Source organism: Micromonospora sp. WMMD964 (assembly GCF_029581455.1).
Lineage (GTDB): Bacteria > Actinomycetota > Actinomycetes > Mycobacteriales > Micromonosporaceae > Micromonospora.
Genome location: NZ_CP120860.1, coordinates 3,169,363 through 3,181,608 on the forward strand (window position 1 = coordinate 3,169,363; position 12,246 = coordinate 3,181,608).

The following is a 12,246-nucleotide window of genomic DNA, read 5'->3' on the forward strand; positions in this document are numbered from 1 at the left end:
GGGCGCGCCCTAGCCTGGTGCCATGACCAGGCAGTCGACGGCACCGGAGGCGGTGACCTTCGGCGTCCTCGGGCCGGTGACCGCCATGACGGAGCGCGGTCCGGCACCGCTGCGCGGACACCGACACCGCCTGGTGCTGGCTCGGCTGTTGATCGCCCACGGGCGGGTGGTGCCGGTGCGGCGTCTGGTCGACGACCTGTGGGAGGTCGCGCCGGAGGGCGCGGTGGGCGCGATCCGGACCTTCGTCGCCGATCTGCGCCGGGCCCTGGAGCCCGATCGGCCACCCCGGCAGCAGCCCCGGGTCCTGGTCACCGAGTCGACCGGGTACGTGCTGCGCGTCGCCCCGGACGCGGTGGACGCCGGCCGGTTCGAGGCGGCAGTCGGCGAGGCGGGCCGACTGCTCGCGGCCGGACGTTCCGAACCGGCGCTGACCGCCCTGGACGGCGCACTCCGGCTCTGGCGCGGGCCCGCGTACGCCGACTGCGCGAACGAGGTCTGGGCGGCTGCGGAGATCAACCGACTGAACGAGCTGCGGATGCTGGCCGTCGAGCGGCGAGCCGAGGCGTTGCTGGCCCTGGGCCGCCCGGACGAAGCCGCCGCCGACCTGCCGGCTCACCTGGCCAACCATCCGCTGCGGGAGGACGCCTGGCGGTTGCTCGCGGTGGCCCGGTACCGCGCCGGTCGGCAGGGGGACGCCCTCGCCGCGCTGCGCGAGGCACGTACCGTCCTGGTGGCCGAGCTGGGGGTGGACCCCGGGCCCGAGTTGCGGAGGTTGGAAGCCGACGTCCTGGCCCAGGCGCCGCATCTCACCCCGGCCCTCGACGCCGCCGCCACTCCCAGCCTCCGGGGGCCCGCAGGGGCCGAGCCGCCACGGCAGCGTCCGTTCGTCGGCCGATCCGGGGAGTCGGACCGGCTGTGGCACGCCGCCGAGACCGCACTCCGACGCCGCAGGCCCACCCTCGCGCTCCTCTCCGGCGACCCGGGTGCCGGCAAGACCGCGATGGCCGAGACGCTGGCCCAGCGGCTCGCCGCCGAGGGCTGGACCACGGCGTGGGGCCGCAGCCCGGAGTACGAGGGCGCACCGCCGGCCTGGCCGTGGACCCAGGTCACCGACGCGCTCACCGGGCTGAGCGGCGAGGTGGGGGCCGACGACGACTCGGGCGACCTCGCCGGTGGGCGGTTCCGTCGCCACCGGGCGGTGGCGTCGGTGATCGCGTCGGGCGCCGAGCGAGGGCCGCTACTCGTGGTCCTCGACGACCTGCACCGCGCCGACGGTGACACCCTGGACCTGCTGACCGCCCTGCTCACCGGTCCACACCCGGCCACCGGGCCGGTGCTCGTCCTCGGCACCTACCGGGCCACCGAGATCAGCCCGGAGCTGACCGCCGCCCTGGCCCGCGTCGCCGGGCTGGAGCCGACCCGGGAGTACCTCGGCGGCCTGTCCGCGTCGGCGACCGGCGAGTTGGCCCGCGCCGTCGTCGGCCCGGCACTCGCCCCGGCCACCGCCCGGTTGATCCACGATCGCAGCGGCGGCAACCCGTTCTTCGTCCGCGAGCTGGCCCAGTTGTACGCGAGCGAGGGGGAGGCCGCACTGGCCTCGGTGCCGCCCGGGGTACGCGACGTGATCCGACACCGGTTGGCCCAGCTACCCACGCCGACACGCACCGTCCTGCGGCAGGCCGCCGTGCTCGGCCGTGATCTCGACTTGGAGGTCCTCACCTCCCTGGCGGGGGATCCCGCGATGGTGCTGGACGCCGTCGACCGCGCCCTGCAGGCCGGCTTCCTCACCGAGCGGGAGCCCGACGGGCGGCTGCGCTTCACCCACATCCTGGTCCGCGACACGCTCTACGCCGACCTGTCCACACCCCGCCGGGCCGCCTGGCACGCCGCCATCGCCGAGGAGCTGCGACGACGAGACCCCGTCGAGCCCGCCGCGATGGCGTACCACCTGCTGCGCGCGGGCGGACGGGCCGCTGCCGGTCGCGCCGGGGCCTACGCCCGCACCGCCGCCGAGCAGGCCGAGCGCGGTGGGAACCCGCACGAGGCGGCCCGCCTGTGGGGGCAGGTGATCGAGGCGTACGACCACGCCGGCGGTGTCGAGCAGCGCGAACGGCTGACCGCGCTGCTCGGACTGGGGCGCGCGCTGGCCGTGACCGGGAGGCTGGCCGAGGCGCGGGGGCGACGAGCCGAGGCGATCACCACCGCCCAGTCCGTCGGCGACCCGCTGCTGGTCGAGGAGGTGCTGGCCGGCTTCGACGTACCCGCCGTCTGGACGCGCAACGACGACGACAGGCTCTCCGGGCACATCGTCCGAGCCGCCGAGCTGGCCCTGACCGCTCTCGGTCCGACCGGCTCGGCCCGGCGCAGCCGACTGCTCAGCACCCTCGCGCTGGAGCTGCGCGGCACCACCACCGACAGTGGTCGCCGGGCGGCGTCCGAGGCCGAGACGATCGCCCGGACGATCGGCGACCCCGGGCTGCTGGCCTTCGCGCTCAACGCCCGCTTCATGCACACCTTCCAGCGCGTCGGTCTGGCGGCCGACCGGGCCCGGATCGGTGTCGAGCTGGTCGACCTCGCCGCCCGGCACCGGTTGGTGACCTTCGAGGTGCTCGGCCACCTCGTCCTGGTCCAGGCGTACTGCGCGCTGGCCGACCGGCCCGCCGCCGACGAGCACGCCCGCGCCGCCGACCGCCTCGCCGAGCGGTACGACCTGCCGTTGGTCGCCGTCTTCACCAGGTGGTTCGCCGCACTGCGCCGGGCCCTCGACGGCGAGTCGGCCGCGGCGGCGGACGCCTACCGCGAAGCGGCCGGCCGGCTGCCCGCCGACGGCATGCCGGGCCTGACCCGGGGGTTGCTTCCGCTCGCGCTGCTCGGCCTCCGGCTGGCCGACGCCGTCGACGACGGGGCCGACGGTGTCGACCAGCCGCTCCCCGGCCCGGGCGGGACCGACTGGGCGGGCCTGGACTGGGGGCCGCACGAGCCGTGGATCCGGCCGTTGCTGCTGCTGGCCGACGGCGACCGGGACGCCGCGGCAGCGGCCCTGTCGGCCCTTCCGGACGGGCCGCACGACCTTCTGCGGGAGGCGCGGCTCTGCCTCGTCGGCCAGGCGGCGCGTGCCCTCGGTGACCGGGACACGATGCAACGGGTCTACGTCGAACTGTCGCCGGCGGCGGAGGAACTGGCCGCCGGCAGCGGCGTGCTCACCGTCGGCCCGGTGGCCGGGCACCTCGCCGCCCTGGCGGCCGCGCTGGGCCGCGAGGAGGAGTCGGCAGCTCATCGCCGGGTCGCCCGCGCGGTCACCGCCCGGGGCCGCGCCGCCACCGCGACCCGCTGACCGCCGCCCACGGCTACTTGCCGATTCCCCTCGGAACCCGCCGGTGGGTGCGGTCAGATGGAACCACCGGCGCGTCCACCGCCGGCGACGATCAAGGGGGTACGCCGTGCAGGCGCTCGTCATGATCGTGGTGCTGGGCGTCACCGTCCTGATCGGCACCACGCTCGGCGGACGGTACCGGGTGGCCCCGCCGGTCCTGCTCATCGCGTTCGGAGTGCTGCTCGGCCTGACGCCCCCGCTGTCCGACGTGGCACTGGAACCCGACCTGGTGCTGCTGATCTTCCTCCCGGCGATCCTGTACCGGGAGAGCCTCACCATCAGTCTGCGCGAGATCCGGGCCAACCTCCCGGTGATCGGGTCACTCGCCGTGCTGCTGGTGGTGCTCACCCTGGTCACCGTGTCGTTCACCGCGCAGGCGTTCGGGGTGAACCCCGCCGCCGCCTGGGTGCTCGGGGCGGTCCTCGCCCCGACCGACGCCGCGGCGGTCACCGGGCTCGCGAAACGGCTGCCCCGAAAGCTGCTCACCACCCTGCACGCCGAGAGTCTGATCAACGACGGCACCGCCCTGGTGGTCTTCGCGGTGGCCGTGGGTCTGCTCGTCCACAGCGCGGAACCGGGCGTGCTGGGCATCGGCGAGGAGTTCGTCGGCGCCAGCGTCGGCGGCGTACTGGCCGGTGTGCTGGTGGGGGCGGCCGTGGTGCTGGTCCGCAAACGGCTCGACGACCCGCTTCGGGAGGGCGCGCTGAGCGTGCTCACGCCGTTCGCCGCGTTCCTGCTGGCCGACGCTGTGCACGCCAGCGGTGTGCTGGCGGTGGTGGTCTCCGGTCTGGTGCTGTCCTACGCCGGTCCACGGGTGATCCGCGCCCGGTCCCGGGTGCTGGCGTTCGCGTTCTGGGACCTGTCCACGTTCCTGATCAACGGTGGGCTGTTCGTCCTTCTCGGCACGCAGATACCCCGCGCGGTGCGGGGCATCACCAGTACCTCGCCCGGGCGTGCTCTGGTGATCGTGCTCGTGGTGACGCTCGTCGTCATCGGCACCCGGCTGTTCTTCGTCTACCTCACCGCGCAGATCGCGAGGCTGCGACGCCGCCGGATCATGGACCCGAGCCAGGGGCCCTCGGCCTGGCGGGTGGGAACCGTCGCCGGGTGGTCCGGATTCCGGGGCGCGGTGTCGCTCGCCGCCGCCCTGGCCGTCCCGACGGTGACCGTCGACGGTCAACCGGTTGTCGAGCGCGACCTGATCATCTTCGTCACCGCGCTGGTGATCGTGTTGATCATGCTGCTGCAGGGCACCACCCTGCCGTTGGTGGTGCGGTGGGCGGGGCTGGTCGGCGACCCCGAACGCGTCGACGAGGCCCGGCACGCCCGACGGCGGGCCACCGAGGCGGGCCTCGCCGCCCTGCCGCAGGTCGCGGCCGAGGTCGGCGCGCAGGAGGAGTCGGTCCGTCGGCTGCAGGCCGAGTACCAGCGGCACCTGGAGGACCTCGACGAGAGCGGGGGGAGCACCGCCGAGGAGCGCCGCCTGGAACGTCGACTGCGCCTGCGGGTCCTCGCCCACAAGCGTCGGGAGGTCACCCGCCTGCGCGACAACCGGGAGATCGACGACCTGGTGTTGCAGGAACTTCAGGCCGCCCTGGACAACGAGGAGATCCGGCTGCTGGGGCGTGGACCCGACGAGTGATCACCGGGGAGCCGTCGCGACTCAGCGCAACTGGGAGCCGTGGCGGCTCAGGGCACCGGGGAGCCGTGGCGGCTCAGGGCAACTGGGAGCCGTGGCGGCTAGAGCACCTGGGACAGGAACCGGCGAAGCCGGGGGTGCTCGGCCCGTTCGAAGACCGCCTCGGGCGGCCCGGCCTCCAGCACGACTCCCCGGTCCATGAAGGCGACGGTGTCGGCGACCTGCCGGGCGAAGCCCATCTCGTGGGTGACCACCACCATGGTCATGCCCGCGGCGGACAGGTCGGCCATCACCCCGAGCACACCCTTGATCAGCTCCGGGTCGAGCGCCGAGGTGGCCTCGTCGAAGAGCATCACCTCGGGCCGCAGCGCCAGCGCCCGGGCGATCGCCACCCGTTGCTGCTGACCGCCGGAGAGCTGCGCCGGTCGTGCGTCGGCCTTGGCCGCCAACCCCACCAGGTCCAGTTGGGCCCGGGCGACGGCCTCCGCCTCGTCCTCGCCGAGCTTGCGCAGCCGGCGCAGCGCGAGGGTGACGTTGCGCAGCACGCTCATGTGCGGGAACAGGTTGAACTGTTGGAAGACCATCCCGACCCGCTGCCGCAGGCCGTCCGGGTCGTCGCCCAGCACGCTGCGCCCGTCCAACAGCACGTCGCCACGGTCCGGCTCGATCAGTCGGTTGATGGTGCGCAGGAGTGTGGACTTGCCGGACCCGGACGGGCCGATCACGCAGGCCGTCGCGCCGCGTGGCACGGTCAGGTCGACGCCGCGCAGCACCCGGTTCGGCCCGAAGGCGAGGTGCACGTCGCGGACGTCGAGGCTGACCGAGGTGGTGGTGTCGGTGGTCATCGCCGGTCTCCCTGAACGGTGGCGGGCAACGGGAGGTCGTCGTCCTCGTCGGTCGGCGCGGCGGTCGGCCGGCCCTGGCGCAGCCGCCTGTCGATCCAGTTGACGACGTGCGTCAGCGGTACCGTCAGCGCCAGGTAGAAGAGCCCGGCCAGGAGCAGCGCGGACTCGTTGCCGGTGGTGGCCGCGTAGTCCTGCCCGATCCGGAACAGCTCCCGTTGGCTGGCCACCAGGCCGAGGAAGTAGACCAGGCTGGAGTCCTTGATCAGCGCGATGAGCTGGTTGACCCAGGCCGGCAGGACCCGCCGGACGCCCTGCGGGATGATCACCAGCCGCATCGAGTCGCTCCAGGAGAAGCCGAGCGCGCGGGCGCCCTCCAACTGGGCGGCCTCCACCGACTGGATGCCGGAGCGGAAGATCTCCCCGATGTACGCGGCGGCGATCAGCGACAGCGCCAGGATCCCCAACGGGTAGGGGTCCGGACCCCAGACCTGCATGCCCAGCGGGGCCAGCCCGACGCCGATCAGCAGGATCGTCGCCGCGGCCGGCAGCCCCCGGAACACGTCGGTGTAGACCCGCGCCGGCCAGCGCAACCACCGGCTGCGGGAGATCCCGGCGACGGCCAGCAGCAGGCCCAGCACCGAGCCGAGCAGGGCGGCGGAGACCGCCAGGATCAGCGTGTTCGGTAACCCGACGGTCAGCATCTCGGGCAGCGCCTCGCGCATCGCGTCGAGGTCGAAGAACGTCTCCCAGAGGGTGCTCAACGGATCCATCGGTCGCCTCTCCTACCGTCCTGCTCGCTCGTCACCGCTCAGGAGGCGGCCGACGCCGACGGCGCGGCTGACGTGGCCGCCGACGGCGTGACCGCGCCGCTGCCCGGCTTGAAGTCCGCCGGGATCGGGCGGCCCGGGTAGTACTGGGCCTGCAACCGGCTCCAGGTGCCGTCCGCGATGACCTCGTCGAGAGCCTTGTTCAGCGCCTCGCGCAGCTCGTCGCCGCCCTTCGCGACGGCGTACGCGGTCGGTGCCGGGCTGAGCTGCTTGGCCGCCACGGTGATCTTGCCGTTGCTGTCGGCGGCCGACTTCTCGCCGATCTCCGCCGGGGCGATCCACGCGTCGGCGGTGCCGGCCTTGAGCTGGTTGATCGCGCCGTTGTAGTCCGGCACCCGCACCGGGTCGAGCTGCTTGCCGGTGGCGTAGTCGTCCTGCACGGTGCCCTGCACCACCACGACCCGCTTGCCGGCGAGCTGGTCGAAGCCGGTGATCGGCGAGCCCGCCGGGACGTCCAGACCGAAGTAGCCGAAGTCGTAGCCGTTGCCGAAGTCGACGGTCTTCTTCCGTGCCTCGGTGATGGTGATCGAGGAGCTGCCGACGTCGAACTTGTGGTTGTTGACCTGGGAGAGCAACGCCGAGAAGTCGGTGCCGACGAACTCGACGCGGAGGCCGAGCTTGCCGGCCACGGCGGTCAGTAGGTCGTTGTCGAAGCCGGTGAACCTGCCGTCCTTGAGGTACACGTTCGGCGGGGCGTCGGTGAGCGTGCCGGCCCGCAGCACGCCCGGCTGCGCCAGGCCGTACGGGTTGGCGCCGCTGTCGGACGAGCTGTCGCCGCCGCAGGCGGTGAGCGCGGTGGCGGCCAGGACGGCGGCTGCGCCCAGGGCGGTGGCACGGGTCAGGGCAGGAAGAAGTCGCACGGGTGTCTCCGAGAAGGTCGCGTACCGGCACGCACGGGACGTGCGTCGCCGGCGGTGCGCCCGATGGGCGTACCGGTGAGGGAGGTTCGGGAGGAGTGCTGCGCTAGTGCGTGCTGCCGCGACGACACGCGGCGCTGCACATTCGCATCATGTCCACGTGCCGTCGCCGGATCAGTGCCGGCGAGGGGCGACCGACGCGGACGTCCGCGATGCCGGTCGGCGGGGCGGTGCTGAGGATGCGCATGGTTCTCCCGGGTCTGTGCTGACCTGGGTGCCAGGCCACGCTTGCACCGACGTCCTGTCGGTGCCTGGTCTTCACCCGGGGCACCCCACCGCGGAGGAGGGTTGCCGGCCAGCGAGCCGGGGCTTCGCGCTGGCGCTCATGACCTGCGCCGAGGCTAGCAGCAGGCACGGGTGGGTCGTCCAGTCGTTATGACCACGCTCACCAGGGGAGACGGGTGGCCGGCACTCCGGTCAGCCGGCGTGCACGTGTGGCCGTCGGCGCGGATCGGGCTCGTGGCGGCGCAGGATCTCCCGGGTGACGGAGGCGATCTCACCCTGCCCGAACGCCAGGTAGCGCAGGACGTTGCGGCCCGGGCCGCCCTCGGTCCACTCGAAGTAGATGTGGGGGCGCCGACCGGTCCGGTCCCGGATCTCCAGCAGCAGGGCGGCGAGCGCGTTGGGCACCGCGGAGCTGGTCACACTGAGCACCGAGTGCTGGCCGCCGACCAGGCGGCCGGTCACCACCAATTCGGTTTCGAAGTCCGACGGGTCGGTGACCCGCACCTCCACGAAGAGCACGTCGCCGGCGTCGGGGAAGTCGTTGTCCGCCATGGTCTGCGCCAGCTTGGCCTGGTACTCCGCCTCGTCCCGACCGTCCGGCTCGTGGGCGATGAGGCGGATCCGTCGTCCGTCACGCTCGCTGATCATCCGGGTCGCCACCGGGTCCAGCTCGACGCGGTCGACCCGCAGCTCGAAGGCGCGGGACAACCGGGAGAGCAGTGAGACCACGATGATCCCGCCGATGAAACAGGCCGCGATCTTGACGCCGTCGGGGCGTTCCACCACGTTCGCCAGCGTGGTGTAGACGAAGATCACCGCGATGGTGCCGAACGCGATCGTGCGGCCGCGCTGCCGGTGCCGCACCGCCGCGAGGGTCACGGCCGTCGCCGCCGAGGTGATCAACACCAGAACCCCTGTCGCGTACGCGCCACCCTGCGCGTCGACGCTGGCCTCGAAGACGACCGTGATCAGGAACGCCACCGCGGTGAAGACCAGCACCAGCGGCCGGACCGCCCGCGCCCAGGTCGGTGCCATGCCGTAGCGGGGCAGATAGCGGGGTACGAGGTTGAGCAGCCCGGCCATCGCCGACGCCCCGGCGAACCAGAGGATCCCGATGGTGGACAGGTCGTAGACGGTGCCGAACGCCTCCCCGAGGTGGGCGTGCGCCAGATAGGCCAGCGCCCGGCCGTTCGCCGGCCCGCCGGGCTGGAACGCCTCCGGTGGGATCAGGATCGTGGTCGTCACGCTGCTGGTGATCAGGAAGACGCTCATGATCACGGCGGCGGTGGTGAGCAGGCGGCGAGTGCCACGGATGCGGCCCAGCGGTCGTGCCTCGGTGTCCCGCGGGTCGCCCCGCACGCTCGGCATCACGGCCACCCCGGTCTCGAAGCCGGAGAGACCCAGCGCCAACTTCGGGAAGACCAACAGCGACAACGCGACCACCATCCACGGATCGCCGTGGCCGGTGGTCAACGCGGTGGTCCAGTCCTCGACCGCGCTCGGGTGCGTCACCACCCGCCACAGCGCGTCGGCGACCACCACCGCGTTCAGCGTCAGGTAGACCGCGACCAGGACGACGGCGATCCCGATGGCCTCGGTGAATCCCTTGAGGAACACCGCGCCCAGCAGTGCCACGAGCAGCAGCGTGAGCAGCACCTCGTGCCCCTTGAGCGCGCTCGGCCAGAACGGGTTCTCGTCGATGTGCGCGGTGGCGTCGGCCGCCGAGAGGGTGATGGTGATGATGAAGTCGGTGGCCGCGAAACCGAGCAGCACCAGCACCAGCAGCTTGCCCGGCCAGTAGCTCAGCAGGCGTACCAGCATCGCGATGGAGCCCTCGCCGTGCGGGCTCTCCGCCGCGACCCGTCGGTAGACCGGCAGTGCGCCCAGCAGGGTCACCAGCACCAGCACCAGGGTCGCCACCGGCGAGAGCGCCCCGGCGGCGAGGGCCGCGATGCCCGGCTGGTAGCCCAGCGTCGAGAAGTAGTCGACACCGGTCAGGCACATCACCTTCCACCAGGGGTGGTGCCGGTGCTCCGGTGGACGCCCGTGCGGCCCCGGGTGCTGCACGGGTTCCTCCGCGCCGGCACGCAGCAGCCACTCCCGCAGCCGGCCCGCGCGTCCGTCGACCTCCACCGGCGCGTCCCCCGTCATACCGCCCCTGGTCACCGTGAGTATCCGCCCTGGGCGACGCGCCCGTCCGCCGGTGCGCGGAACCCACCTCGCCCCACTGCGGGTTTCGCCCTCGGGACACCGGGGAAGCAGCGCCTCCGGGTTGGCGGGAGTGTGCCGGACCGGGCCTCACCGGGGAGGGGACAGGGGCATGGTCGGTGGCCGTCGCTTCCGCCCGGGTGGTGGCTTCGGTCGCCAACTCGACGAGTACGAGACCACTGTCGGCGTGCCACCGTCCACGGAGCCGCCCGCTCCGCCCGCCGGCGGCCTGGTGGACAGCGCCGTCTACCTCCACGGGCACCGGTTCGCGTCGCCGTCCGGCCTGGCCGAGACGTACCGCTGCCTACAGGAGCAGGACGGCGCGATGGCCTGGATCGGGCTGTACCGGCCCGACATCGAGCAGATCACCTCGCTGGCGCGGGAATTCCGGCTGCACGACCTGGCGGTCGAGGACGCGATCAACGCCCACCAGCGGCCCAAGCTGGAACGCTACGGCGAGACGCTGTTCGTGGTGCTCCGCGCCGCCCGCTACGACGACCTTCGGGAGGAGGTCGAGTTCTCCGAGTTGCACCTGTTCATCGGGCCGGGTTTCGTGATCACCGTCCGGCACGGTGAGGCACCGGATCTGGCCGCGGTGCGGCGGCGCATGGAGGTCGAGGCGCAGATGCTCGCCCGGGGCCCCGAGGCGGTCCTGTACGCGATCCTCGACCAGGTCGTCGACGGGTACGCGCCGGTCGTGGCCGGGCTGGAGAACGACATCGACGAGATCGAGACCCAGGTGTTCGGCGGCGACCCGAACGCGAGCCGGCGCATCTACGGCCTGAGCCGCGAGGTGATCCAGTTTCAGCGCGCCGCGCGACCCCTGCTCGCGGTGCTCGACGCGCTGGCCGACGGCGCGGGCGGTGCCGACACGGACGAGGAGCTGCGCCGCTATCTGCGGGACGTGACCGACCACCTGACCCAGGTGGTGGAACGCGTCGACGGGTTTCGGCACCTGTTGCAGAACATCCTCACCGTCAACGCCACACTCGTCTCGCAGCAGCAGAACGAGGAGATGCGGAGCCTCACGGCGGCCAGTTACGCGCAGAACGAGGAGCTGAAGAAGGTCTCGTCCTGGGCGGCGATCCTGTTCGCTCCCACGCTCATCGGCACCGTGTACGGAATGAACTTCGTCCACATGCCGGAGTTGCACTGGCGCTTCGGTTACCTGTTCGCGCTGCTGTTGATGCTGCTGGTCTGCGGGACCCTCTATCTGATCTTCAAGCGGCGCGGCTGGCTGTGAGCCGCCCGGCGCGGATCACTCGATGCCGCGCAGGATGTGCCGCTCGTCCTCGATGTCGTCGTCGCCGGCGCTGATCCGGCCGAGCAGGACGGCGGCGGCCCAGATGGTCAGGGGCGTGGCCGCCCCGGTCAGGCCGCCGGCGGTCCGGTCGTCCCGGTTCTGGCTCCGCTCCGCTCGCGGTGGCCTGCGCTGAGCCTGCATAGGCACTGCCCCTCTCGTGGAGGCCGCCGAGGGCGGCGCGGCGGGAGCCCCGCGCCACAGGCCGGGCGAACCACGCTCGGCAGGACGGCATCTACGTCGAACCATCCCACGTCAGAGCGCATAATCACCGCTTGTTTTCAGTTTCCCGACTGACGCCCGCCAAACCGGACATTTCCGCAAAGCATCAGGGGAGCGGGTGGGCGATGCCCCGCGCGTGGTCGGTGAGGGCCGCCCCGACCACTGTCGCGCTCAGCGGCAACACCTCCAGGCAGCGGCGCACCGCGGCGGCCATCAGCGCGTTCGGCACCCGCATGGAGAGCGTGCAGTGCGGCACCCAGCGGCCCGGCTGGTAGTGCTCGGTCAACGGGATGCCGGCGGCGGTGAGCCGGTCGTGGACCGTGCGGTGGTGGGCCAGTAGCTCCGGGGTGGGCGTCGGGCCGAGCCAGAGCACCCGACCGACGAACTGGCCGGCGTGCTGGAATTCGAGCCGTAGGGGAGCGGCCACCACCGTGCCGTGCAGGGCCGCGGCGACCGCCTCCGGATCGAAGCGGGGCGCCACCGCCAACGAGACGTGCGGACGGTGACGGTGCTCCAGCAGTGAGCGCATGCTCTGCACGCCCTCGGTCTCCAGCGCGTCCCACAGCACCCGGATCCGGCGGGTGGCGTCCGGGTCCAGGTACAACTCCACCGCCGCGACCATTCGATCACCGTACTGGCCGAGGTTTGGGCACCCGCCCTCGGCGGTACCTGACCGGAAACCGACCAGGA

Annotated in this window: 9 protein-coding genes and 1 riboswitch; of the genes, 3 read left to right on the top strand and 6 right to left on the bottom strand. The window is 72.8% G+C overall.

What is annotated here, in order from left to right:
* Positions 1-22 precede the first annotated feature (22 nt).
* Together O7616_RS14730 and O7616_RS14735 are read left to right on the top strand one after the other, a co-directional pair.
* On the top strand, positions 23-3,334 hold the full coding sequence (locus O7616_RS14730) for an AfsR/SARP family transcriptional regulator (protein WP_282307308.1): 3,312 nt from the start codon (positions 23-25) through the stop codon (positions 3,332-3,334).
* A gap of 106 nt (positions 3,335-3,440) precedes the next feature.
* Complete coding sequence (locus O7616_RS14735) at positions 3,441-5,015, top strand: Na+/H+ antiporter (RefSeq protein WP_282307309.1); 1,575 nt, start codon at positions 3,441-3,443, stop codon at positions 5,013-5,015.
* Positions 5,016-5,113: 98 nt separating this feature from the next.
* Here the strand turns inward: O7616_RS14735 and O7616_RS14740 are convergent, their stop codons facing one another.
* From O7616_RS14740 to O7616_RS14755, 4 genes are all read right to left on the bottom strand, one after another.
* The gene (locus tag O7616_RS14740; RefSeq protein WP_282307310.1) at positions 5,114-5,857 is read right to left on the bottom strand and encodes an amino acid ABC transporter ATP-binding protein; all 744 of its coding nucleotides are present in this window, start codon (positions 5,855-5,857) and stop codon (positions 5,114-5,116) included.
* The gene (locus O7616_RS14745; RefSeq protein WP_282307311.1) at positions 5,854-6,627 is read right to left on the bottom strand and encodes an amino acid ABC transporter permease; all 774 of its coding nucleotides are present in this window, start codon (positions 6,625-6,627) and stop codon (positions 5,854-5,856) included. Before O7616_RS14745 ends, O7616_RS14740 begins: the two co-directional genes overlap by 4 nt.
* Positions 6,628-6,665: 38 nt before the next feature.
* Positions 6,666-7,544: an ABC transporter substrate-binding protein gene (locus O7616_RS14750; RefSeq protein ID WP_282307312.1), complete on the bottom strand. Its 879-nt coding sequence runs from the start codon at positions 7,542-7,544 to the stop codon at positions 6,666-6,668.
* Positions 7,545-7,820: 276 nt separating this feature from the next.
* Positions 7,821-7,932, bottom strand: a riboswitch (SAM riboswitch).
* An 86-nt stretch (positions 7,933-8,018) separates the two neighbouring features.
* Positions 8,019-9,977 (bottom strand): amino acid transporter, encoded by a 1,959-nt coding sequence (locus O7616_RS14755; protein WP_282307313.1) that lies wholly within the window; start codon positions 9,975-9,977, stop codon positions 8,019-8,021.
* 169 nt (positions 9,978-10,146) lie between these two features.
* Between O7616_RS14755 and corA the strand changes: the two genes are divergently transcribed.
* The gene (gene corA, locus O7616_RS14760) at positions 10,147-11,277 is read left to right on the top strand and encodes a magnesium/cobalt transporter CorA (protein WP_282307314.1); all 1,131 of its coding nucleotides are present in this window, start codon (positions 10,147-10,149) and stop codon (positions 11,275-11,277) included.
* A 15-nt stretch (positions 11,278-11,292) separates the two neighbouring features.
* Here corA and O7616_RS14765 read toward each other — a convergent pair whose 3' ends face one another.
* Together O7616_RS14765 and O7616_RS14770 are read right to left on the bottom strand one after the other, a co-directional pair.
* Positions 11,293-11,478 carry a hypothetical protein gene (locus O7616_RS14765; protein ID WP_282307315.1) on the bottom strand — a complete coding sequence of 62 codons (186 nt, stop codon included), beginning with the start codon at positions 11,476-11,478 and terminating at the stop codon, positions 11,293-11,295.
* A 184-nt stretch (positions 11,479-11,662) separates the two neighbouring features.
* Positions 11,663-12,178, bottom strand: coding sequence for a 2'-5' RNA ligase family protein (locus O7616_RS14770; protein WP_282307316.1), 516 nt, complete (start codon positions 12,176-12,178; stop codon positions 11,663-11,665).
* Between the last annotated feature and the right edge of the window lie 68 nt (positions 12,179-12,246).

Bases quoted from the DNA above. Each gene is read 5' to 3' on its own strand.
- O7616_RS14765 (WP_282307315.1), bottom strand. From the start codon at position 11,478: ATGCAGGCTCAGCGCAGGCCACCGCGAGCGGAGCGGAGCCAGAACCGG.
- O7616_RS14730 (WP_282307308.1), top strand. From the start codon at position 23: ATGACCAGGCAGTCGACGGCACCGGAGGCGGTGACCTTCGGCGTCCTC.
- O7616_RS14770 (WP_282307316.1), bottom strand. From the start codon at position 12,178: ATGGTCGCGGCGGTGGAGTTGTACCTGGACCCGGACGCCACCCGCCGG.
- corA (WP_282307314.1), top strand. From the start codon at position 10,147: ATGGTCGGTGGCCGTCGCTTCCGCCCGGGTGGTGGCTTCGGTCGCCAA.
- O7616_RS14755 (WP_282307313.1), bottom strand. From the start codon at position 9,977: ATGACGGGGGACGCGCCGGTGGAGGTCGACGGACGCGCGGGCCGGCTG.
- O7616_RS14740 (WP_282307310.1), bottom strand. From the start codon at position 5,857: ATGACCACCGACACCACCACCTCGGTCAGCCTCGACGTCCGCGACGTG.
- O7616_RS14745 (WP_282307311.1), bottom strand. From the start codon at position 6,627: ATGGATCCGTTGAGCACCCTCTGGGAGACGTTCTTCGACCTCGACGCG.